Origin of the sequence: Acinetobacter kyonggiensis (genome assembly GCF_900107285.1) — a bacterium.
Taxonomy (GTDB): Bacteria; Pseudomonadota; Gammaproteobacteria; order Pseudomonadales; family Moraxellaceae; genus Acinetobacter; species Acinetobacter kyonggiensis.
On sequence record NZ_FNPK01000005.1, the window covers coordinates 166513 to 190115 of the forward strand.

Genomic DNA, 23603 nt, shown 5'->3' on the forward strand with positions numbered 1-23603 from the left:
AATTACCTCTCCTTTACGCACTCAAAATATATTTTGAGGATGCTCATCACTTGCGCTTCGTTTTAAAGCAGTGCTTTAAAACTTGCTCAGGAGAGGGAACTTCATTGCGTATCAAGTAATTATTAAAATTCACAAAGGATTCTCCCTCTCCCTCAGGGCATAGGTATCTACACATTTTTTATAAATCGAATGCGATCTTAGCAATCGCATTCAGCTCATCAGGCGAATACTCTGACAACAATTGAAGGGTGTTCAATAGTATTGAAAGCCCTGCCAATATGGCAGGTGCACTTTCAAGCTTGCCTCTTTTTTGTTGCCGACCTGAAATTCGGGTGAGAAATGCCCGAATTCTCACATTCTGCTCATCTGTACCACGTTGCACTCGCCATGTCAGCACACAAGCCATACTGCTGATCAGTAGTCTTCTCAGGATTGCTTGAGGTGTCGTTTGTAGCCATGCTTCAACGTCATGTCCTGCCTGCTTAAGCAATTTGAAATAACATTCAATTGTCCAGCGCCAGTAATACCATGTACTTAATTCTGCTGTATCTATATCCATTGCAACATTACTCAGTAAACACCATCTCGCCACAATTTTGCCGTCACGATCCTTAACGACAGAAACAACCAGCCTTGCATCGACAGCATCTCCCTGCTCAGGAGCAACCCGCTTCCCTGAGCTATCTTTCTGCTTGGGTTTTGCTGCACGTGTTATGCGTATATGGGTCTCACCCACATGCAAAGTATGCTGATTGCCTTTGTAGGAAATATTTTTGATCGAATGTGTTTCTATCTTTTCTGCAATCTCGCCCACCTTGTATGTTTGACCCTGATACTCGACTCGATGACCTTCTTTAGCGCGAATCAACCATTTGAATCCTTGATGATTCATCTGTCTAAGGTGGGCAATTGAATCTCCTTCACGGTCGATAATATGGACTAAAGTCTTTTGTACTACAGATTTCTCTATATGCTGTATTTGATGAAGAAGAGAGTTTAAGTGTGTTTCACGCTGACTGTAGTCATCTGTAAACGTTGAATAGCATCCTGTTGCATCAGACAAAGTTTGGGCAAGAGGTGCAACAGGAAGTCCAGATGCAGCATCGACAAGTAGGCTGCTTTGTAATTCATAGCCTGTATCGTATTGATGGGTTCTTTGAAGACGCTGAGTTTTATTGTTGTGTTTCACATATTGTAGTTGAGACCAATCATGAACAATCAGTGCATAAGAGTGAGAGGATTGATCAATCTGTTCAAATGCAAGTTGCTGTATTGGTTCATTCAATTGCTTGAAAGAGACTTTTTCATTATTGAGGAATCGCCAAACGGCCTGAGTGGTTGCAAAGCTGGACTTCTGGGCAGAGGCCATTTCCTTAATTGCAGGGGCAAGTGAAGAAAGAGGATTCATATTAAGTTTTACGAGGGCGTTGTATCGTCTGACGAGACGTGTATCAAGACAGGAGATATTAAATTGAAGAGCATGCTCTTCAATTTAACCTAAAGCTCGGCATTTGTGTAGATACCTATGCCCTCAGGGAGAGGGTGTTCGAATAATAAAAAGAGGATAAGAATGAAACTAGATACTCAATTATTAGAGTTTGCAAAATCTATGCGTCACAACGCCACAGATGCAGAAAACTTAATGTGGCAATTTTTACGTGCCAAACGTTTTATGAATCTAAAATTTCGCCGTCAGCATGTGATAAAACCTTATATTGTGGATTTTTACTGTCATGAAATTGGTTTAGTGATTGAGTTAGATGGTAGTCAGCACAATACAGAAGATGGAAAAGAATATGATGCAGAACGAACTCAATTTTTAGAGGCTTTGGGTTTAAAGGTCCTGCGGTATTGGAATAGTGATGTGTTGGGGAAGACGGAAGCTGTTTTGGAAGATTTGTGGGAAATATGTTTTAGTTTGAAAGAGAATAAGTAGTGAGTGCTCCTTCTCCCTTTGGGATGAGAAACACTTTAAAGCACCTTTCCCTAACCCTCTCCTAGAAGGAGAGGGAATTTTCATTAACTATCGAATAACAAATAGATTCACAAAGGACAATCCTCCTCCCTATGGGAGAGTGTACTAAATAGATTTAGTATTGAGTTTCCAGAGCGGATGCCTGAAATCTTTTAAGTCGCATTTATACAGTTTTATTGATAGGCTCTCAGTATTTTCAGATGAAGTTTATATTGAAAATCATCACTTAACATCCTGAATAGTATTCAAATTCTCGATTTTCTAGTGTTACTTGTTTATTGTTTTTATCTATTATTTTTCTTTTAATCCAATTCCCGCATAAATCATACTGATAGTCAGAATACAATAAAGCTAAGCTAGATTCATTGGAGCTTGTGATTTCGGAAAGTTCTTTATCTTTGTAATGATATTGGGTTGTACTGAACTTACTTACTATAGATGATATGCCGTAGGCATTGTAATTAATTTTAATTTGATCAAAAACACCCCTTTTAAAAAAATCTGGAAATGCCTTTGTTGAACTAATTAATTTATGTGTTTGTGGATCATATAAATTACTTACTTTAGATCTTAACGTGAATTCAAATGGTAAATTTTGAGAATAAGATTCAATGATTTCTAAATTGTCTTGATAACTTATTTTCTTTTGAATCGCGACAATATTTTTTTTGTTAGGTGGGCTATAAAGAATAGTGCTAGGATAATTGTTAGTGTAATCCTTTACAAAACCTATAAGATGATTTGTTTTTCTCTGCTCATTTGAAGTGTAAAAAACATCATGCTGTACAATTTTTGGGAAGTTTTTTTCATAAAAAAATTCTTGTCCTAGAACTCCTTCACTGGAATCAATTTTTTTTACTAATCTATTTTCATGAAAATTAATTATGATTTTAATCTTGTTTTTTAAATTTGTAGAAGATTCAGAATAATTAAATAAATTCATAGTTTTTACTTTTCCTTTTAAATAAAAGTCATCTTGAGATAATGTTGTTTTTTCAGGAATTTCAATAACTTCAGCATTGGTGTTGATAGTATTGAGCAGTAGTAAATTTATTAGTAGTATTTTTTTCATTTATATTATCTGTAAAATAAAGGGCTGAATAATCAGCCCTTTATACATTAAATTAGATCAAATCATCAACACATTAAAGCGCCGCAATCTGATCCATATTTGCTTTAATTTTTACTAACTGATCAGCAAACTCAGTCAATTTCACTTTCTCACCTTCAACTACCGCAGCAGGTGCTTTCGCCACAAAACCTTCATTAGAAAGTTTGCCTGCAATTTGGTCATGCTGTTTTTGCACTTTATCAAAGTCTTTTTGCAAACGACCCAATTCCGCTTTCGGGTCAATTAAACCTTTCATTGGAACAAATACAGACACATGACCCACAACGCTTGATGAAGACAGTGGCGGTTGCTCAGCTTCAGTCAGGAAAGTAATACTTTCAACTTTCGCCAATGCTTTAACCAATGGTTCAATACGTGCAATCTGTGCTTTTTCAGCATCGGTGGTGTTTTGAAGTAACACAGGCAGTAAACGTGCATTGCCTAAGCCCATTTCACCACGAATATTACGTACCGCACCAATCAAACCTTGAAGCCATTGCATATCTGCTTCAGCTTGATCATTGATTTTTGCAGGGTCAGCAATAGGGTAAGCCGCAGTCATAATGGTTTCGCCACCCAAACCAATCATTGGTGCAAGGGTTTGCCAAATTTCTTCGGTCAAGTACGGCATAATTGGGTGTGCAAGACGTAACGATGCTTCCATTACCGCAAGTAATACACGACGAACTTCTGCTTTACGTTCCTCAGCCACATTTTCATCATTTAGAACAGGCTTGGTCAGCTCGACATACCAGTCACAGTATTCATTCCAGATGAACTCGTAAATCGCTTGCGCAGCCAAATCTAAACGGTAGGTTGCAAAAGCCTGTTGAACCGCTTGTTCAGCTTTCTGTAAACGACTCACGATCCATTGTTCAGGCAATTCCCAAAGATCAGGACGCGCTGTTTGACCAACCGTTTGACCTTCAACATTCATCAGAACAAAACGTGTACCGTTCCAAATTTTGTTGGCAAAGTTACGGTAGCCTTCAACACGTTTCATGTCGAACTTAATGTCACGACCTGTGTTGGCAAGCGCACAGAACGTGAAACGAACTGCATCTGTACCGTAAGCTTGAATGCCTTCAGGGAATTCTTTACGGGTTGATTTTTCAATCTTCGCTGCTTGTTTTGGGTTCATGAGTCCTGTAGTACGTTTTTGTACTAGAGTTTCTAAATCTACACCGTCAATCAAATCTAAAGGATCAAGCACATTCCCTTTAGATTTAGACATTTTCTGACCTTCGCCATCACGCACCAAACCATGCACATACACCGTTTTAAACGGAACTTGTGGCGTGCCATCTTCATTTTTCATGAAGTGCATGGTCATCATGATCATGCGGGCAACCCAGAAGAAGATAATGTCAAAACCTGTTACCAATACATCCGTTGGATGGAAGGTATTGAGGAAATAGTTTTCCGCATCTTTCTTCGCGTCGCCAGTCCAACCAAGTGTTGAGAATGTCCACAAACCCGATGAGAACCACGTATCTAACACATCTTCGTCTTGCGTCAATTGAACATCAGCAGCAATGCCATTTTCTTCGCGGACTTCAGCTTCATTACGACCGACATAAACGTTGCCATCTACATCGTACCAAGCAGGAATACGGTGACCCCACCACAATTGACGTGAAATACACCAGTCTTGAATGTTGTTCATCCAAGACATATACATATTGCTGTATTGTTCAGGCACAAATTTAATGTCGCCATCTTTTACAGCTTGAATTGCAGGTTCAGCCAAGGGTGCAATTTTTACATACCATTGATCTGTTAATAACGGCTCAACAATCACGCCTGAACGGTCACCGCGTGGCGCTTTCAAGTCATACGGTTGAATTTGTTCTAACCAACCTTCCGCTTCAGCTTGTTCAACCAATTTTTTACGTGCAGCAAAACGCTCTAAACCAATGTAGTCCGCAGGGGCAGCAATGGTTTTAGAAATTTGTTCGCCCGCTTTGGCAATGAATTCAAACTCAGCCAACACTTCTGCATTTTTGTTGAAAATATTGATAATAGGTAATTCACAGCGTTTACCCACTTCATAGTCATTGAAGTCATGCGCAGGAGTGATTTTGACACAGCCTGTACCGAAATCTTTTTCCACGTAGTCATCTGCAACCACAGGCACTAAACGACCTGAAATTGGTAGCACAATGTTTTTACCAACTAAGTGTGCATAGCGTTCATCTTCAGGATGTACCGCAACAGCCGAGTCACCAAGTAATGTTTCAGGACGCGTCGTCGCAACGACTAAATAGTCTTTGCCATCTTGTGTTTTGAGTGACTTATCTTCAAAGAAATATTTGAAATGCCAAAGTGAACCTTTTTCTTCTACTGATTCAACTTCAAGGTCAGACAGGGCAGTTTGTAATTTTGGATCCCAGTTGACTAAGCGTTTGCCACGGTAAATTAAACCGTCTTTATGCAAACGAACGAAGACTTCTTTCACGGCATTGGATAAGCCATCATCCATGGTGAAACGTTCACGTGACCAGTCGACAGATGACCCTAAGCGACGAATTTGGTTGGTAATGTTATTACCCGATTGTTCTTTCCATTCCCAGATTTTGTCGATGAACTTTTCACGACCTAAGTCATGGCGGCTAATATCCTGTGCAGCCAATTGGCGTTCAACCACCATTTGCGTTGCGATACCCGCATGGTCTGTCCCCGGTTGCCATAAGGTGTTTTTACCCGACATACGGTTATAACGCGTCAAGGCATCCATAATGGCATTGTTAAAACCATGACCCATATGCAAGCTACCAGTGACGTTTGGCGGCGGAATCATGATACAGAATGAATCACCTTTTTGAGACGGCTTAAAATAGCCATTGTCTTCCCAAGTCTTGTACCATTTTTTTTCGATCTCGGTTGGATCGTAGGTCGTAGCAATATTTTGAGCAGAATCAGTCATAGTAAAAACAGATCAAAAGTGAATAAAAAATTGGTTCTATTGTAGCAAAAAAAAACACAGATTAGGCATGTTAAGCAAATGCAAAAAATAAGCGTTTGGCACAGACTGAATAAGTATCTTATGATAAGCATTCAATAAGAACAGCACGCATGGTCGCAGAATAATTCTAACAAGGAGGTCATCATTATGAATTATGTAATTTCTTTAAAATTAACACCCGAAACCCACCAACGCTTTCAGCAGATTCATCAACAATTGAATCAAGGTGAAACTGAAAGTTTGGCCAAACCCTTAGGTGAAGTGCTGGCAGATATTTCTTGTGAAATTGTCGATCAAGTGTTTGGTGAAATTGCACGGTTATCGCAATCTAAAGATCATGAATCGGAAAAAGTCGTTCAGCAAATTTTAGAGATGGTACGTAAATATATGCCTTGGTCAGTTTCATTCTTTGCCAATGAACGCCTGACGCCGATGGTGAATTATTTAGAAAATATGGCCCATGAAAAAGATGGTCAAAATTATATTTCTTATCATGTCGATCACTTGTTGGTGGTGGAACTTTTTGAGTGTATAGAGCAAATGAAACAGGGAAATATTCACTATGCTTCACCAGCTTTAAAGGCATTTACTCAAATGGTGGATCAGGGCGTGACAAGTTTGGTACGTGAGCCTAAAAAAATGTTGAAATTCAACTTGGTGGTTGATAAAACATTAAATGGGGTGATTAGTTTGACCACGCAAATGGGTTATAAGCGTTTAGAAAAACTGGGTACACAGTATGATGCTGAAACGACACCACGTTATTTTGATCATTTCCTCATGTTTTTGAGTCATGTACCAAAACAATAACCCATGCACAAATGTGTAAGATTGAGTAAAAACAGGAAAGTACTATGGCAAAGCAGGGCAGTTTAGACAATAAAGTGGTATGGATTACAGGCGCATCTTCTGGTTTAGGTAAAGCCCTTGCACAAGAGTGCGCTTTACAAGGTGCACAGGTTATCTTAACTGCACGTCGTATAGATGAATTGGAAAGTGTCCGCCAAAGTTTAGTCCATCCAGCTCGACATATTTGTCTAACTGCGGATATTACCGATGAGGCACAAGTGCGTCATGCTTATGCGCAAGTCCTTGAACAGAAAGGTCGTATTGATTGGCTCATTAATAATGCAGGTTTGAGCCAGCGTGCTTTAATTGCCGATACCAGCATGCAAACTGAACGTGCCATTATGGAAGTGGATTACTTTTCACAAGTCTTTCTCACCAAAACGGTGTTACCGACATTTTTAAAGCAAAAATCGGGTCGAATCGCATTTGTTTCCAGTGTGGCGGGTTTGTTAGGAACACAATATCGTGCGTCCTATTCAGCAGCCAAAGCCGCGATTCATATGTGGGCGAATAGTCTACGTGCCGAAGTGGCGAACGAGGGGGTTGGGGTTTCTGTTATTTTCCCCGGTTTTGTGAAAACCAATGTGTCGTTTAATGCTTTAAATGGTGAAGGCAAAGCTCAAGGGCATCAAGATGAAGCCATTGAAAATGGTTTAGAGCCAGAAGCCTTTGCAAAAATAGTGGTGACTGCTTTATTGAAAGATGAAGAATATATTGTGGTTGGCGGGAAAAAAGAACAACTGGGTGTGTGGGTATCTCGCTTATCTCCACGCTTATTGTATAAAATGATTCGTAAAGCCAAAGTGAAATAAGTGTGAATATTCGTAAAAAAGCTGTATTTAACTGGAGTGGTGGTAAAGATTCAGCTTTAGCACTGTATAACGTTTTACAGCAAAATCAATTTGAGGTTGTTGCCTTATTAACAACAGTGAATGAAGAAACAGAATTGTCTTCAATGCATGCCATTCCTCATGCATTGTTGCTGAAGCAAGCTGAAAGTATCGGTATTCCACTGTATCCAGTATTTCTACCTAAGAATCTACCTGCGTATGAGCAACGCATGTTGGATGCCGCAAATCACTTTAAAGCGCAGGGGGTAGAGCACTTTATTTTTGGTGATATTTATTTAAGCGATGTGCGTAAATATCGTGAAGACCGTTTGCATCCCTTGGGTATAGAAGTGGTTGAACCTTTGTGGAATCAAAACTCGAATGAAGTGATGCAAGACTTCATAGCGTCAGGTATCAAAACCAAAATTATTGTGACCGATGCCAGTAAGTTGGGTGAAGCTTTTATCGGACAAGATATTAGCGCAACATTGATTGACTTAATGCCAGAAGAAGTCGATGTGTGTGGTGAAAATGGCGAATATCACACCTTTGCTTATGCCGGTGGTTTGTTCAAATATTCGGTTGATTTTAATCTGATGGAAACGCGTAAGCTGTCTTATGAGTTTAAGTTAGACAACGGCGAAGAAAAAACCTATCACTACTGGCAAGCGATATTTGCAGATTAGGGATTTCGCACAGTAGAGATGATGTCCTGTCATAAAACTGATCAGGACATTGTTTTGCTTTTCTAATGATAGTTGATGATGGCCGTGCCATAAGCAAAGACTTCAACCATGCCACCTTGCATGCCGAGTTCAGTGGTATTGAGACGAACGCCCATAATATGATTTGCACCCATCGCATGTGCTTCTTGCTTGAGTCGAATCATGGCTTCACGCCGTGCACGTTCAACCACACTTTCATAACTGGTTAAGCGACCACCGAAAAAATTCTGAATATTGGCAATCACATATTTAAAATAATCATGTGAGATGACGACATTACTACTGACCAGTTGTCCTGTTGCGGATGTCTCCACAAAGCGGTTGGTATCAATGCGAATATGCGCAAATTGCTTTTCTTTTTCATCCAGTTCACGCAGGTGTTTTTGTTCGATATGACGACCAAAACCCCAACCTACTGCAAATAGAATGAGAAAAACAACAATTTGAAAAATTAATCCATCCATAAAATCGCCTATGCGCCAAATGGATCAGGAAGTTTAGCTGTAACAGGCTGAACAACAACAGCCGTACCATAAACAAAAAGTTCAGATGCACCTTGAGCAATATTTGAAGTAGAGAATCGAATACCGACAATGGCATTGGCACCCATGGATTGCGCTTTCTCAATCATACGGCTCATGGCTTCTTGGCGTGATTCTTCTAAGAGTTCGGTATAGGCGGTTAGTTCACCCCCGACAATGTTTTTCAGCCCTGCCAGCAAATCACGGCCAACGTGCTTACTACGAACAGTGCTGCCATAAACCACATCAATTTGACGGCTAATGGTGTGACCGGGAACGGATTCTAAATTACTTAAAAGCATTTTTTGATATTCAAATGAATAGGTTGTCATCAAGATAGGAAATCAGGCTTTAAAAAGCAATAAAAAAGCCTGCATGGCGCAGGCTTTTTTAACATGGGGTAGAATTATTGAGCGTTGTTTGTTGCTTTACGCTCCGCCGTGGACGGCTGCTGTTGAGTTGCATCACCAGTATTGGCTTTAACACCACCACCGAGTGTTTTATACACTTCAACTTGATTGTTCATGTTGGCTTGTTCGAGCAACAATAAACCTTGTTCTGCCGCATAAGAGGTACGTTGTGCATCTAATACGGTTAAGTAACTATCAATACCTGCACGGAAGCGAGCATTTGAAAGTTTATAAGTCGTATTGGTTGCATCAACTAAACGACGTTGTGCAGCTAAACGATCACCAATGTTTTGACGCACGGCCAAGGCATCATTCACTTCGCGGAAAGCGGATTGAATTGATTTTTCATAGTCAGATAACGCAATTTGTTGATCTGTTTCTGAAATCTTGATGTTGGCTTTACGCGTACCCCAATCGAAAATTGGAATATCCAGACTTGGACCCAAAGACCAAATAAATGCACCTGATTTGAACAAGTCACTTAGGTCAGTCGACGCATAGCCAGCAGAACCCGTCAAACTAATGGTTGGGAACATACGTGCTTTAGCCGCGCCAATATTGGCACCTGCTGCAGACAGTTTATATTCAGCAGCGCGGATATCCGGACGGTTATTTAACAAGTCACTTGGTAAACCAGCGCCAACCACATTGCTTTTGCTAATACGTGTTACACGTTGATTCGGTAACAAGTTTTCAGGTACTTGCTGACCGACAAGGAGGTTCAGCAAGTTCTTGGCTTGAGCAATTTGAGTTTTATAATTTGCAACATCATTACGGGCAGTTTCTACAGAAATCTGTGCCTGACGAACAGGTACTTCACTGTCGATTCCAACATCGAAACGTTTTTTGTTGAGATTATAAGATTCAAGTTGAGCTTTTAGCGTTTGGTCAGCAAGTTTTAAATTTGCATTGGCAAACGAGTAATTCAACCATGCTTGAGCCACTTGACCAATCAACGCAATTTGAGGTTGCTAAATACGAGTCTAAAGCATTGTCTTTTAAACTACGAACACGACCCCAAAAATCCAACTCATACGCCGTCACACCTAAGCCAACATTGTAGCTGGTGATAGGCTTTTGGCTGCTTAAAGTGTCTTGACGAAGTACGCCGCCACTTGCACCAATGGTTGGAAGTTGGTTGTTTTCAGTAATTTGGTACTGTTGTTGCGCACGTTGAATATTCAAAGTCGAAGTACGCAAATCACGGTTATTGGCTAATGCTAAATCAAGCACCTGTAACAGGCGTTGATCGGCAAAAAAGTCTTTATAACCTTGCTCAGCAATTGAAGGACCAGAAACATCGGTTAAATAACCTTGTTCTGGAATATTTGCTTGAGCTACGGGCTCTGGGCCACGCATGCTTTGACAGGCTGTCAAAGCAAGCGCAAGTGCAGATACCGCAATGCTACGACCTGAAATAGACCATACTTTTTGCATCACGATGCTTGCTCCTGATTATTTGGGTTTTTAGGTTTATATTTAAAGATACTTCGAATCCAAACATAGAAGACTGGAATAAAGAAGATACCCAATAAAGTAGAACTGATTACGCCACCCAGTACACCATAACCGACAGAGTGTTGGCTACCTGCACCTGCACCTGAAGAAAGCGCCAGCGGAAGTACACCGAAACCGAAGGCTAAAGTGGTCATAATAATTGGACGTAAACGCATTTTTGCTGCATGCAGGGTTGCTTCAAGTAAAGGCTCACCTTTATCTTCTTGTAGCTCCTTGGCAAATTCTACAATCAAGATCGCATTTTTTGCAGCCAAACCAATGACGGCAATAATGGCAACTTGGAAGTAAATGTTATTGGTTAAGTTTGGATCTTTAAGCAAAACCATACCTAAGAAAGTTAAACCAATCGCACCGACAATACCTAAAGGAATGACCAGCAGTACAGAGAATGGAATAGACCAGCTTTCATAAAGGGCAGCAAGACATAAGAACACGATTAACATCGATAACGCATAAAGTCCGGCAGTTTGCGAACCTGCTTCACGTTCTTCTAAAGATAAACCAGTCCATTCATAATCAAAACCAGTCATACCCATCGAAGGAAGTTTGGCCATGATTTCTTCCATTGCCAACATTGCATCACCCGAGCTGACACCCGGCGCAGGTGTGCCTTGAATGTTAACCGATGAAATACCGTTATAACGTTCAAGACGTGGTGAACCATAGGTCCATTCACCTGTAGCAAAGGTAGAGAAGGGAACCATTTGCCCAGCAGTGTTACGTACATACCACTTGTTCAGATCTTCAGGCATCATACGTGCATCAGGAACAGCCTGTACATACACTTTTTTCACACGACCACGGTCGATGAAGTCATTGATGTATGAACCGCCCCAAGCAATACTCATGGTGCTGTTAATTTCTGAAATACTAACGCCCATAGCGCTGGCTTTTTCATTATCAACATAAATTTTATACTGTGGCGTATCTTCTTGACCGTTTGGACGGACACCTGCAAGACGTTTGTCTTGAGCCGCCATACCTAAGATCATGTTACGAGCAGTCACCAGTTTTTCATGACCATTACCCGCAGAATCTTTCAGCATAAAGTTAAAGCCAGCAGAAACACCCAATTCTGGCATTGCAGGAAGCTGCAATGGCATGATGTAAGATGCATCTTTAGCAATCACATTGAGTGCCATACCACGTTGGATAATGGCACCAATTTGAGATTGAGGCGTGGTACGTTCGCTCCAGTCTTTCAACTGAATAAATGCAAGACCCGCATTTTGACCGACACCCGTGAACGAGAAGCCTGCAACACTAAATAAAGATTCAACATAGGGTTTTTGCTGTTCACCTTCTAAGAAGAAGCCCGTCATTTGATCAATGACTTTTTCAGTACGGTCAAGGGTCGCATTCGGCGGAAGTTGAACCAGTGTCATCACGACGCCCTGATCTTCATCAGGTAAGAATGAGCTTGGTAGGTTTTTAAAGAGGAACAACAAACCAACAAGCACCACAGCATAAATTGCGCCCGCAATGAACTTGTGAATCAGCAGTTTGCCGACCCATTTTTGGTAGCCTTCAGCCATGCGTTCAAAGCGATGGTTAAACCAGCGAAAGAAGCGCGCAAAAATACCATTACTTTGCTCTTTGTCTTTATCGTGTTGTTTCAACAACGTTGCACAAAGCGCAGGGGTAAAGGTTAAAGCTACGGTCAATGATAAAATCATTGCAGTGACTAGAGTAATAGAGAACTGACGGTAAATGACACCCGTTGTGCCACTAAAGAATGCCATCGGTACAAATACTGCGGTTAATACAGTAGTAATACCAATTAAGGCACCCGAAATCTGCTTCATCGATTTTTCAGTTGCTGCAACAGGGTCGAGGTGTTCTTCAACCATCACCCGTTCCACGTTCTCGACCACAACAATGGCATCATCCACCAGCAGACCAATGGCAAGAACCATGGCAAACATGGTCAGTGTATTAATGGAGAAACCAAATACGTTAATGATGGCAAACGTACCTAACACGACGACAGGAACCGCCATGGTTGGAATAATGGTTGCACGCCAGTTCTGTAAGAACAGGAACATGACAATAAATACAAGAATAATCGCTTCAATTAAAGTATGAACCACACTTTCAATTGAAAGTTTGATAAATGGAGTCGTATCGTACGCCAGTTTATCTTGTAAGCCACTTGGGTAGTTTTTACGTAATTGTACTAAACGTTCTTCAACAGCAGCTGCTGTGTCTAAAGCATTAGCACCTGTTGCAAGTTTAATGGCTACACCACCAGCAGGCTTACCATTGAATTTAGAAGTAAACTGATAATTGTCCGAGCCTAATTCAACTTTGGCTACATCACCTAAAGTAACTTTTGCACCAGAACCCATACTTTTCAAGAAAATATTTTGGAACTGTTCAGCCGTTTGTAAAAGACTTTGTGCATTAACCGTAGCATTCAGAACTTGACCTGCAACTGCCGGTGCACCGCCTAATTGACCCACTGCAACTTGTGCATTTTGGGCACGTAAAGCAACAACTACATCACTTGGTGTGAGTTGGAAACTCGTCAATTTTGCAGGATCTAACCAAATACGCATGGCATAAGAACCACCAAATACTTGTATTTCACCTACACCCGCTACACGACTGAGTGGTTCAGAAATATTTGAATTCACATAGTCTTTAATGTCGGCATCTGTGAGTGCATCATTCGGAGAATAGAATGCCAGTACTTGTAAGAAGCTTGCACCAGATTTTGTTACTTTTACACCCTGACGTTGCACATCTTCAGGAAGCAGTGCAGTCGCGGATTGTAATTTATTTTGTACTTGAACCTGAGCAATATCGGGGTCGATACCTTGTTCAAAGTTCAAAGAAATAGAAGCTTGACCGTTACCTGCACTATTTGAAGAAATATAGCGCAAGCCATCAAGACCGTTCATTTGCTGCTCAATGATCTGTGTCACTGTATTTTCTACAGTTTCAGCAGATGCACCCGGATAAGTTGCAGCAATGGTGACCACCGGTGGAGCAATGGTCGGATATTGTGCAATTGGCATGCCGCTAAGGGTTAAAATACCCGCCAGCATAATCACCAATGCAATCACCCATGCAAAGATTGGGCGATGAATAAAAAATTGAGCCATTCAGTCTACCCCTTATGTATTTGAAGTAGCTTTTTGTTCAGCTTTAGGCTGTGCTGGTTTGTCTGCTTTATTTTCTTCTGCCGCAGGTTGTGCAGCACCACCTTGAGGGGCAGCTGCTTGAGGTTGATAAGGTTTAGCAACGACTGTTGCGCCTTCTTTGACCTTCGCTACACCATCAACAATCACTTTTTCACCAGCGGTTAAGCCACTCGTTACGATCCAATCTTTGCCTTGTACACCGACCGTTTCAACAGGACGCGTCTCAACAACACCTTTGGCATTCACCACCATGGCAATTGCTTGACCAGTCGGGGTGCGGGTAATTGCAGCTTGAGGAATCAGGATGGCATTGGGAATAACACCTTGTACAATTTGAGCAGTGGCATACATACCCGGAAGCAATAAATGATTTGGATTCGGGAATACTGCACGTATGGTAATGGTTCCAGTATCTGGATTCACACTGGCATCAGAGAATGCAAGACGACCTTCAACTGGGTAGTAGCTACCATCTTCTAGCTTCAATTTTACTTTGGTATTGTTGCTGCTATCTAAGCGACCTTGGCTCAGTTGTTGACGTAAACGTAACAATTCAGAGCTAGATTGGTTAATGTCGACATAAATCGGGTCTAAGCGCTGAACAGTCACTAAAGGATCTGCTTGGCTTGCCGTGACTAATGCACCAACTGTTACTGTTGAACGGTTGGTTTGACCTGAAATAGGCGAACGAACTGTAGAAAAACCGAGGTTAATTTCAGCATTTTTCAGTTCAGCTTGAGTGGATGCTACATCTGCTTCAGCTAACTTAACTTGGGCAACCATATCATCATAGTCTTGTTTTGAAATGGCATTGCTGCCTACAAGTTGACGATAACGGCTTTCTTTAACACGTAAAGCATTTAAGTTTGCTTGTTGGCGATTTAGTGCAGCACGTGCACTATCAACGCTAGCACGGTTGGTACGTGAGTCAATTTCATACAACGCTTGACCTTCACGAACATAACTACCTTCAGTGAATAGACGTTTGAGAATCACACCACTGGTTTGAGGACGGACTTCAGAAATTTCAAATGCCGTGGTACGGCCTGAAAGTTCTACCGATTGCTCTACGCTTTGTGGTTGAGCAACAATGACACCGACTTCAGTCGGAGGCATTTTTTGGGCAGCAGCAGCTTGCTGTGCATCCTTGGGATCTTTGCTACAACCAACAAGTGCAATACTTGTTGCTAATGCGCAAGCGGTTAGGGCGGGCGCCCATAGCTTTGCAGACATCATTGTTCCACCTCGATTAGATTATTATCTAAAAATTAATTTGTTTTCGCGCTACTGAATTTGGCATACAACATATAAAGTAGTGTGATCCAAATAAAACCTATGCTCCAACCTGCTAAGACATCAGAGGGGAAATGCACACCAAGGTAAACCCTTGAAATTCCCATGATCAACAACCATGTAACAGCACAGACACAAATAAGTTGGTGCTTTGAATGTTTTTGGCTTAAATAAATGACAAGACAGCTCAACGTCGCGGCATAAACACTATGAGCACTGGGAAATGAAGCACCATAGCTTTGAACCAGATGATACATTTCAGGTGGTCGCGGTCTTGAAAATATATATTTGAGTAGCCAAACTGTGGCAGTACTCCCTATAAGGCCTAAACCAATAAAAACAACATTTGTATACTTTTTGTACCAGCCTTGGTGAAAACACCATAAGGAGGTCAAAAATAGAACAAATGGTATACTCCCCATAGCAGAAAGTGTCATGGAGATCGTATTTAAATGTACTGTGCGATGTTGGCTTATCCATTCGACAATCACGAGATCAAAGTGACTGAGTGAAGGAGTGAAAATCACTAATACATTGAAAAAAAATAAGAAAAATCCTACACCAAGCAACCAATAAGGCATTTGATTGACCTTTGTTATATTGGCCGATTGGAGCATGGCCAATTAATGCTTAAAGTGTACTCATCAGTACACTTTATTTCAAGTGCGTGTAAATTATGCTCATTTCTTTTTTACTCATTTTTAAATGAGAAGTAAAACAAAAAATTATTTATGTATAATTTTTTGTGATGGAGAAGATTCATCCACTTCCAAGGGGGTCTTGGGTGGCCAAAAAAAGTCACTTGGTCTGGTTAAGAAATGAGTGAGTACAAGTTTAGCCAAAGGCTTCCACTGTTCAAATCGAACCCGTCGTGCACGAAGTGCCACAATAATGGTCAGGGTAAAGCTGACAAATAAGTTTGTCAGACCAATCAATAACACCCCTAAAAATGATACAAAAATTAAGCCAATTTCAGGACTACCATTAATATTGATTAAGCCTTGAATAAAGTTGGCAGAAGCAAACGCAATATGTCGAATATCGAGGGGAAGACCTAAGATAAAACCAATGGTGCCCATGCTTCCGAGCATAATTCCGAATAAAAAATTCCCAGCCAAAGCACCTAAATTACGTTCAATATAAGCAGCAAATGTATTAAGACGCTCTTGTCCTAATATCAGTTTGAGATGCGCATGGGCTTGTAAACGTGGACCGACTTTGCGGTACACGGCCATGTTGTCAAAGTAACCTGCAATTAGCCCCGAAAAAAACAAACAGACACCTGCAATGGCAGCATGTGGAATGGCTAATGACGTAAAAGGGTTGAGTGAATGCAAGGTTCTGGTAGCTTTGGCATGACTCAAAAGAGGTTCATCCATTCCGTATTGCCAGAGCAGGGTAATGATTGCCGCAGTTGGAATGGCAATTGAAATGTTTCCTAAAATTGCAATAAATTGAGTGCGGATAATATTAATAATCAGTGCTGCAAGTTCAGCAATCTGTGCTGTTTTAGAGCCTTTACGATGCTGTACTGTGGCAGCAAGTGCAGCGGCTGTCATCGCAGGTTGCTTGGTTGCAACAGTAAAATGCAAAACGTGAATCAACATAAAACCAAGTGAATAGTTCATGCTGAAAATAAAAGCCTGCATCATGGGTGCCATGATCATACGTGCTGACAATATTTTTAATGTTGCCATGGTGGCAATAATCACGCCTGCACCAGCAGCAGACTTGTACATCGACCAAAAGCCTTGTTTGTCCGTACTCACATAATGCTCACCCGTTTTACTGGCATTTTCTGTGACTTGTAAGGCAATCAATTCACTGTTGGTGGCCAAAAGGGATCGAACGCTACGCTCACTGTAAATTGCGGTGGTGATATCCACCATAAGTAAGCCTAAAGATTCATAGCGAATTTTGTCTTCATCCACAATCAAATTGAGTAACAGTTCAATTCGGTCTAGACATTGCTCAAGTAAAGACAGCAAATAGGTCAGACTAAGGCTAACGCCAATTCTTTTGGTGGCACGGCGAATTTTTAACACCACATCACGACATTGCTCAATCATCACCAAGGCTTGTGCGGCATCGGGTGGAACCGTCACGGCTATAGTGTCTGTATGTTGATGTAGCTTTTTATAGTATTGAATAAACTCTACAATTTCGCGATTTTGCACCAGAAAAGGTGACTCATATTCGGTTAAGTCGGGTTGTGCATTGATGAACTCTGGATACAGTCCAATCCCACTAATCCGATAAGATAAAACAGTAATCGCTTTAATCAGCTCACTTTTAATTTTAAGCTTTTCTGCTTGATTGCCATGACCTTGATTTAGAAGTGTAAATAACTTTTGCCAATCAGCATGAGAAATGCTGTCCAGCCAATATTTATCACTACGTTGATAAAAGACGCGACGGACTAAATCTTGCAGTTGGCTTTCATCATTAATCAGGGGCAGAAAGTGAGCGCCTAAACGTTGCGCGAGCTGATTCCAAAATCCATCCAGTGATAAAATACCCGTGTCGGCATATAAACTGGTCTGTTTATATTGGCTAATCAGTTTTAAGATAAAAGTTTGTAAAGTAGATGTAGCATGAGGTGTAATCAGGAGGGCTTGTAGAAAAGCTTGAAATTTATGCTGAATTTCTTCGTTATCAGTAGCATCATTGGGTCGAATACGATTGACCAATTCAATGAGCAGCGAATCATCAAGAACAGCTTGATGAGATTCAAGCTGTTCCTGCATGGTTAAAAATAGATCATTAAAATTTATATGCATAGGCGAGTGTAAAATCTATTTTCATGAAATTCATTATTGAATTCGATTTAAAGCAAGTTGAGTCAAGTTAACTAGTGCTTGGCGATATTCGCTCTCTGGTAGTCGGTCTAAAGCATGTAGTGCAGATTGAGTTTCTTCTGTAGCACGTTGGCGGCAATAATCAAGTGCACCACAGTTTTGCACAATTTCAATGACACGGTCGAGTTGAGCGATACCGCCAGTTGCAATACTTGAACGCACAATTTCATGTTCTTGATCTGTGGTTTTCTGTAATGCTGAAATTAATGGCAAAGTAGGTTTACCTTCCATTAAATCATCACCAATATTTTTACCTAATGTTTCCGCATCAGAGGTGTAATCTAAGATGTCATCAATAATTTGGAAGGCATTACCAAAATGACCTGCAAAGATTCGCAGTGGTTCACGGTACTCTGGCGTACCCGTTAAAATGGCTGCACCTTCAGTAGCCAATTCAAATAAGCGTGACGTTTTACCGTGAATAATATCGAGATAAGTTTGTTCTGTGGTTTCAGGTTGATGTTGTGCTTGAAGTTGTAGCACTTCACCTTCGGCAATTTCACAGGTTCCCGTGGAAAAATCTTTCAGTAAGGTCATGTCGTTTAAGTCGACCAACAAATCGAAAGCACGGGAAATCAGGAAGTCACCGACTAAAACCGCAGTTTGATTGTTCCATGTGGCATTGGCAGTAGGACGACCACGACGTAAGCCCGACTCATCGACCACATCATCATGCACCAGTGTTGCAGTGTGCAGCATTTCGATAATGGCGGCTAACTTACGTTGACGTTCTAAATCGGTCGCACCACATGCTTTTGCTGCCAATAAACACATAATAGGACGCATGCGTTTTCCGCCTGCCTCAACCACGTGTTTACTCACAGCCATGACTAAGGCGACTTTTGACGTAATCCCTTCATTAATAAATGTGTCCATCGCAGCAAAGTCGGAAGCAACAGGAGCGAGAATATCTTGCTTAAAGTCGATGGCCATATGAAGAGAAACCTCTATAAAATTGAATTGCTTATTATATAGTGTAGCAATTATATCTAGTGATATAGCGAAGATCTTAATATAGATGTTTAAATCATGGCTAAGCAAATGGTTTTATCTTAGGCCTAATTCTAACAACCAATATAATATGTGACTTAGCTGGCATTTTGTAGTCTATGCCATATAGTAGCGAATTGATTTTAAAAATCTATTTCATTTTATAAAATCTCAGCTTTAGATGTCGCAATCATTTCTTTTTAGCAATTTGATTGTTTATAAAATAAACATGGGTAAGGCGCAAAAAAACACTAAAATGGCTTGTCGTTTGATTTATTATCACTTAATATGTTTGCCCTTAGATATCCCCCAGTGGCGCTCGTATTAAGATCGATATATTCCTTTATCGACACGACGACACGGGCATGTTTGGAGTACATTATGTACGCAGTAATCCAAAGCGGTGGTAAACAGCACCGTGTTATTGAGGGTGAAACCCTTAAAGTAGAATTATTGAAAGCTGAAACCGGTACAACTATTACGTTTGATGACGTATTAATGCTTGTAAACGGCGAAAGCATTCAAATTGGTGCTCCAGTTGTTGCTGGTGCTACAGTAACTGCTGAAGTAGTTAGCCACGGTCGTCACGACAAAATTCGTATTGTTAAAATGCGTCGTCGTAAACATTACCGTAAACAACAAGGTCACCGTCAATGGTTTACCGAGTTGAAAATTACTGCTATTTCAGGCTAATTACGAGGATTATGAAACATGGCTACTAAAAAAGCTGGTGGATCGACACGTAACGGTCGTGACTCGAACCCTAAAATGTTAGGCGTTAAAATGTTCGGTGGTCAATCTGTGACTGCGGGCAACATCATTGTTCGTCAACGTGGTACAGAATTCCACGCTGGTGCAAACGTAGGTATGGGCCGTGACCATACTTTATTTGCTACCGCTGATGGCGTGATCAAATTCGAAGTGAAGGGTCAATTTGGCCGTCGCTACGTAAAAGTTGAAACTGTATAAGTTTTAATTTTTAAAAAGAGCCCGCATTTTTGCGGGTTTTTTTATGTCTGCATGATTTCTTTTTAATTAGCTATAGTCAAGAAATATGGGGATTGGCTGTGCTTTATTTTAAAATAATAAAAATCAAATACTTGTTTTTTGTTTTGCATATTTCCTGTTGTTTTTTATTACAAATAAGTCGCAATACTGTGACATATTGAGACTTAAGTCTCATTTTTTGGATGTAAAATATTAAGAGCAAAATTAGAAAAAAGGCTAACAGACATGAGAAGAATATTCAGAAAGGTCTTGAATAAATTACTTTACCATCATGTTGATGCATCAAAAGATGATTGTAAAATTGAACAAGGCCAAATGCCGAGAATAGCAATACAGCAAATTCATCATCTTGGTTTATTTGCACAAATAAAAACCATTAAAACTCCGAAATTATTGTTGTTAAGTATTATGTTGGCTTTGGGTAGCAGTGCTTTGGCAAATGCTGGAAATAGCCATCAATCTCATGGTAATGGATATGGTCATCATCCTAAGCCCCATCATTCTTCTGGAACTAAAGGGCCGAAAGGCGATACTGGAGCTACAGGCGCAGCTGGGTTTAGTGCCTATGAAATTGCTGTAAACGATGGTTATGCTGGTACAGTACGTGAGTGGCTAGCCAGCTTAATTGGAGATAATCCTTATGTTGAAATTGAGTCACATCAATTGAATACCGTACCTAAACCGACAGCAACAGGTCAAGGCGCGATTGCAATAGGAACTGCCACGAATGTATCAGGTGGGCAATCGATAGGACTGGGTGTAAATAACAATATTACAGGTCAAAACTCAGGGGCTATTGGGAGTAATAATAATGTCAGTGGCAATAATAGCTATGTGCTTGGCAATAATGTCACCACAGCGGCAAACAATAGCGTGGTCTTAGGTCATGGTTCTACATCGAATCGGGATAATACCGTTTCGGTGGGTGCAGCAGGTGCGGAAAGACAAATTACTAATGTTGCAGCAGGTACACAAGATACCGATGCTGTCAATGTGGTGCAAATGCGTCAAGCGAATGCATATATTAATAGCCGTGTTGATGCATTAAATCGTAATATGAGTGAATTTGAAAATGAGACTTATGCTGCTGTTGCATCCAGCTTAGCAATCGCATCCTTACCGCAACCGACCGAAGCGGGTTATAGTATGCTGAGTGTGGGGATGGGTACGTGGGAAAATAAACAAGGTTTTGCCATCGGTGTAAGTGGCGTAACGGAAAATAATAAATTTGTCTATAAAGCGGCGGCAACAACCAATACTGAAGGTAATTTAGGGGGCGGCGCTGCGGTGGGTTGGCAATGGAAATAATGCAATATATTGAGCTTAGTCAGCATAAAAACCCACAGCAAAATGTGGGTTTTTTATTTCGAGAAATGAGTGAAAACTGTTCTGATTCTTCATCATGATGTAGAAATTTGTACATTCAACATTAATAACAATACAAAACTTCTTATTTTCTCAATTATTACAAATAAAAATTGGTTTAAGATGAGACATTGAATAAATAGCGATACAGCAAATAAAAAGGTAATGATATGAAAATGCTTCGTAAAACCCTATGTGCTATGACATTAGGTGCAGCAACGCTTGCACCGCTAATGAGTACTACTGTTTTTGCTGCACCTGTTGCAGCATCGGAGCAACAAGCAACCGCAAATTTGGTCAAACAATTGGGTGGCATTCATAGTTTGTCGGCAAATTTTGAGCAAACCACCAAAGCTACGTCTGCAAGTAAAGCACCACAGAAAAAAGGTTTGACTGGCCAGCACATGAATCAAACCTTTAAAGGGGTTATGAAAGTTGCTCGTCCCGGTAAGTTTTTTTGGGAGACCACCAGTCCATCCAAACAAACGATTGTGACTTCGGGTAAAACGGTTTGGATTTATGACCCTGATTTACAACAAGCGGTTCGTCAAAGTCTAGATGATCAAGTGGCGAATACCCCCGCATTGTTATTGTCAGGTAATACCAATCAAATTATGCAGTCATATCGTGTGACGCAACCAGATAAAACCAAGACCTATTACACTTTGCTGCCTAAGGATCGTGATGGGGCATTTCAAAGTTTAACCATCAGTTTTGGTGCAAATAAAGCACCAAGTTTGATGATTTTGGAAGACTCCTTGGGGCAAACGACTTATGTTCGTTTTAATAATGTGAAATTAAATCCTTCAATTGCAGCATCAACCTTTAATTTTGCACCACCTAAGGGCACTGATATTATTGATCAATAATATCGCTGTTCCATAAAGAGCCACCTTCGGGTGGTTTTTTATTGCAATTGTCATCATGGAAAATGTATTGGCACGCCTTATGGTCAGAAAAAGCAGGTTGATCACTTTGAATGCAAAATCATCCTAATAAAAATGAATTTGCTTTAAATGTGTGCGTAAAAACATCAGTTCTCGAAAATTAAATAGTATTTTGAATGGGTTTTGCTCATTGCTACATTTTGTAATTTTATCTGGCGGGTTGCGTTTGTATAGTGCGATGATTCATTTTAAGAAAAGTATAGGGTTACAGCATGAAACAAACACAATTAAAGCCATGGTTCTTGGTTTGTACGCTGGTTATTGGGGGCGGAGTACTTGCGGGATGTCAACCTAAAGCTGATGTGAAAGCTGAAGCACCAAAGCAGCAACAATCACAAAATAAAGAGAATACCATTAGCGCTATTCAAGCCAAAGTAGTGCCAGTTAAATTGACCAAACCTGAAGCCTGTGATGCTGAAGGGTGTATTCAATATGATATTCAAACGGTTAATACCAATCTTAAATGGATTGATGATTATTTTATTGCTCGAATTAAAAAAACTGACCCAATTGCGTTTTCTACCGAACCAAATCAAAAAATAAATGCCTCAGACGGAGCTGCACCTAATTTAAGTCAAAGTTCGACCTATGTGCGTTTCGTCAGTCAATACTATGATCAGGCGACATTTGCCATTCAGAGTTATAGTTATTCGGCGGGTGCAGCACATGGTATGTATCATCAAGAATTTGTAAATTTTGATTTAAACACCCAAAAGCGTTTGGCTTTATCTGATATTTTAGTCAAAGGCGCAGAACAACAAGTTTTAGATGCCTTATATGACGCCAATACAATGTGGCTGGATCAACATAGCATTGAAAGAGACAAACTGAAATTAAGTGATAATTTTTACTATGGTGCCAACGGTCTTGTTTTTGTTTATCCCTTATATGAGTTGGCTTCTTATGCCGAAGGCATGACTGAACTGACCTTGCCTTATGTAACATTGACCAAACTGGTTAAAGCAGAATATCTGCCAAGTTTACCAAAGTATCCAAGCCCATAATTTCAGCTTAATTCGGTTAAATTTGCTGTAATAAGGCGCAGCTACAAGCTCGGTCACTGTCTTTTTTAACATTTAGCGCTTACACTAT

At 40.5% G+C, this 23603-nt stretch carries 19 protein-coding genes and 1 pseudogene; 9 read left to right on the forward strand and 11 right to left on the reverse strand.

The genetic code is table 11. The annotated features are described in order from the left end of the window. Positions 1-178: 178 nt before the first annotated feature. A complete protein-coding gene (locus BLV99_RS06135; protein WP_092688752.1) occupies positions 179-1408 on the reverse strand; it encodes a transposase in 1230 nt (409 codons plus the stop codon). A gap of 162 nt (positions 1409-1570) precedes the next feature. On the opposite strand from BLV99_RS06135, the gene BLV99_RS06140 reads away from it, so the two are divergent. Beyond that, positions 1571-1936, forward strand: a complete 366-nt coding sequence (locus BLV99_RS06140) for an endonuclease domain-containing protein (protein ID WP_092688755.1) — start codon at positions 1571-1573, stop codon at positions 1934-1936. Between the two features lie 265 nt (positions 1937-2201). Here the strand turns inward: BLV99_RS06140 and BLV99_RS06145 are convergent, their stop codons facing one another. Further along, positions 2202-3047, reverse strand: a complete 846-nt coding sequence (locus BLV99_RS06145; protein WP_092688758.1) for a hypothetical protein — start codon at positions 3045-3047, stop codon at positions 2202-2204. 73 nt (positions 3048-3120) lie between these two features. Beyond that, a complete protein-coding gene (locus tag BLV99_RS06150) occupies positions 3121-6012 on the reverse strand; it encodes a valine--tRNA ligase (RefSeq protein ID WP_092688761.1) in 2892 nt (963 codons plus the stop codon). Between the two features lie 186 nt (positions 6013-6198). On the opposite strand from BLV99_RS06150, the gene BLV99_RS06155 reads away from it, so the two are divergent. From BLV99_RS06155 to BLV99_RS06165, 3 genes are read left to right on the forward strand one after another with little or no spacing between them, the layout of a single operon-like run. After that, on the forward strand, positions 6199-6861 hold the full coding sequence (locus BLV99_RS06155; protein ID WP_086183695.1) for a hypothetical protein: 663 nt from the start codon (positions 6199-6201) through the stop codon (positions 6859-6861). A 44-nt stretch (positions 6862-6905) separates the two neighbouring features. Continuing rightward, positions 6906-7712, forward strand: a complete 807-nt coding sequence (locus tag BLV99_RS06160; protein WP_092688764.1) for an SDR family oxidoreductase — start codon at positions 6906-6908, stop codon at positions 7710-7712. Then, entirely contained in the window at positions 7709-8416 is a 708-nt protein-coding gene (locus tag BLV99_RS06165) for a Dph6-related ATP pyrophosphatase (protein ID WP_092688767.1), read from the forward strand. The genes BLV99_RS06160 and BLV99_RS06165 overlap by 4 nt, the downstream gene beginning before the upstream one ends. A 62-nt stretch (positions 8417-8478) precedes the next feature. On the opposite strand, the gene BLV99_RS06170 is transcribed toward BLV99_RS06165, so the two are convergent. The 8 genes and pseudogenes from BLV99_RS06170 to sdsA form a co-directional block, all read right to left on the reverse strand. After that, on the reverse strand, positions 8479-8919 hold the full coding sequence (locus tag BLV99_RS06170; protein ID WP_092688770.1) for a YbjQ family protein: 441 nt from the start codon (positions 8917-8919) through the stop codon (positions 8479-8481). A gap of 8 nt (positions 8920-8927) precedes the next feature. After that, a complete protein-coding gene (locus tag BLV99_RS06175) occupies positions 8928-9278 on the reverse strand; it encodes a YbjQ family protein (RefSeq protein WP_092688818.1) in 351 nt (116 codons plus the stop codon). 104 nt (positions 9279-9382) lie between these two features. Beyond that, a pseudogene (gene adeK, locus BLV99_RS06180) lies at positions 9383-10823 on the reverse strand (multidrug efflux RND transporter AdeIJK outer membrane channel subunit AdeK). Further along, complete coding sequence (locus tag BLV99_RS06185; protein ID WP_092688773.1) at positions 10823-14011, reverse strand: efflux RND transporter permease subunit; 3189 nt, start codon at positions 14009-14011, stop codon at positions 10823-10825. Before BLV99_RS06185 ends, adeK begins: the two are co-directional and overlap by 1 nt. A gap of 12 nt (positions 14012-14023) precedes the next feature. After that, entirely contained in the window at positions 14024-15286 is a 1263-nt protein-coding gene (locus tag BLV99_RS06190; RefSeq protein WP_092688776.1) for an efflux RND transporter periplasmic adaptor subunit, read from the reverse strand. A 32-nt stretch (positions 15287-15318) separates the two neighbouring features. After that, the gene (locus tag BLV99_RS06195) at positions 15319-15924 is read right to left on the reverse strand and encodes a phosphatase PAP2 family protein (RefSeq protein ID WP_092688822.1); all 606 of its coding nucleotides are present in this window, start codon (positions 15922-15924) and stop codon (positions 15319-15321) included. 144 nt (positions 15925-16068) lie between these two features. Next, positions 16069-18123 (reverse strand): site-specific recombinase, encoded by a 2055-nt coding sequence (locus BLV99_RS06200; protein WP_092688779.1) that lies wholly within the window; start codon positions 18121-18123, stop codon positions 16069-16071. 33 nt (positions 18124-18156) lie between these two features. After that, a complete protein-coding gene (gene sdsA / locus BLV99_RS06205; RefSeq protein ID WP_086183250.1) occupies positions 18157-19134 on the reverse strand; it encodes an All-trans-nonaprenyl-diphosphate synthase in 978 nt (325 codons plus the stop codon). 438 nt (positions 19135-19572) lie between these two features. On the opposite strand from sdsA, the gene rplU reads away from it, so the two are divergent. From rplU to BLV99_RS06230, 5 genes are all read left to right on the forward strand, one after another. Next, entirely contained in the window at positions 19573-19884 is a 312-nt protein-coding gene (rplU, locus tag BLV99_RS06210) for a 50S ribosomal protein L21 (protein WP_067723976.1), read from the forward strand. Between the two features lie 18 nt (positions 19885-19902). Beyond that, the gene (rpmA, locus tag BLV99_RS06215) at positions 19903-20160 is read left to right on the forward strand and encodes a 50S ribosomal protein L27 (RefSeq protein ID WP_004651212.1); all 258 of its coding nucleotides are present in this window, start codon (positions 19903-19905) and stop codon (positions 20158-20160) included. A 288-nt stretch (positions 20161-20448) separates the two neighbouring features. Next, entirely contained in the window at positions 20449-21507 is a 1059-nt protein-coding gene (locus tag BLV99_RS06220; RefSeq protein ID WP_227518929.1) for a YadA family autotransporter adhesin, read from the forward strand. Between the two features lie 227 nt (positions 21508-21734). Next, on the forward strand, positions 21735-22433 hold the full coding sequence (gene lolA, locus BLV99_RS06225) for an outer membrane lipoprotein periplasmic chaperone LolA (RefSeq protein ID WP_092688782.1): 699 nt from the start codon (positions 21735-21737) through the stop codon (positions 22431-22433). 290 nt (positions 22434-22723) lie between these two features. Next, positions 22724-23515 (forward strand): RsiV family protein, encoded by a 792-nt coding sequence (locus BLV99_RS06230; protein ID WP_092688785.1) that lies wholly within the window; start codon positions 22724-22726, stop codon positions 23513-23515. Positions 23516-23603 lie beyond the last annotated feature (88 nt).

What these genes read in the sequence shown, in the direction of transcription:
- BLV99_RS06135 (WP_092688752.1), bottom strand. Translation starts at nt 1,408, where the DNA reads ATGAATCCTCTTTCTTCACTTGCCCCTGCAATTAAGGAAATGGCCTCT.
- BLV99_RS06140 (WP_092688755.1), top strand. Translation starts at nt 1,571, where the DNA reads ATGAAACTAGATACTCAATTATTAGAGTTTGCAAAATCTATGCGTCAC.
- BLV99_RS06145 (WP_092688758.1), bottom strand. Translation starts at nt 3,047, where the DNA reads ATGAAAAAAATACTACTAATAAATTTACTACTGCTCAATACTATCAAC.
- BLV99_RS06150 (WP_092688761.1), bottom strand. Translation starts at nt 6,012, where the DNA reads ATGACTGATTCTGCTCAAAATATTGCTACGACCTACGATCCAACCGAG.
- BLV99_RS06155 (WP_086183695.1), top strand. Translation starts at nt 6,199, where the DNA reads ATGAATTATGTAATTTCTTTAAAATTAACACCCGAAACCCACCAACGC.
- BLV99_RS06160 (WP_092688764.1), top strand. Translation starts at nt 6,906, where the DNA reads ATGGCAAAGCAGGGCAGTTTAGACAATAAAGTGGTATGGATTACAGGC.
- BLV99_RS06170 (WP_092688770.1), bottom strand. Translation starts at nt 8,919, where the DNA reads ATGGATGGATTAATTTTTCAAATTGTTGTTTTTCTCATTCTATTTGCA.
- BLV99_RS06175 (WP_092688818.1), bottom strand. Translation starts at nt 9,278, where the DNA reads ATGCTTTTAAGTAATTTAGAATCCGTTCCCGGTCACACCATTAGCCGT.
- BLV99_RS06185 (WP_092688773.1), bottom strand. Translation starts at nt 14,011, where the DNA reads ATGGCTCAATTTTTTATTCATCGCCCAATCTTTGCATGGGTGATTGCA.
- BLV99_RS06190 (WP_092688776.1), bottom strand. Translation starts at nt 15,286, where the DNA reads ATGATGTCTGCAAAGCTATGGGCGCCCGCCCTAACCGCTTGCGCATTA.
- BLV99_RS06195 (WP_092688822.1), bottom strand. Translation starts at nt 15,924, where the DNA reads ATGCCTTATTGGTTGCTTGGTGTAGGATTTTTCTTATTTTTTTTCAAT.
- BLV99_RS06200 (WP_092688779.1), bottom strand. Translation starts at nt 18,123, where the DNA reads ATGCATATAAATTTTAATGATCTATTTTTAACCATGCAGGAACAGCTT.
- sdsA (WP_086183250.1), bottom strand. Translation starts at nt 19,134, where the DNA reads ATGGCCATCGACTTTAAGCAAGATATTCTCGCTCCTGTTGCTTCCGAC.
- rplU (WP_067723976.1), top strand. Translation starts at nt 19,573, where the DNA reads ATGTACGCAGTAATCCAAAGCGGTGGTAAACAGCACCGTGTTATTGAG.
- rpmA (WP_004651212.1), top strand. Translation starts at nt 19,903, where the DNA reads ATGGCTACTAAAAAAGCTGGTGGATCGACACGTAACGGTCGTGACTCG.
- lolA (WP_092688782.1), top strand. Translation starts at nt 21,735, where the DNA reads ATGAAAATGCTTCGTAAAACCCTATGTGCTATGACATTAGGTGCAGCA.
- BLV99_RS06230 (WP_092688785.1), top strand. Translation starts at nt 22,724, where the DNA reads ATGAAACAAACACAATTAAAGCCATGGTTCTTGGTTTGTACGCTGGTT.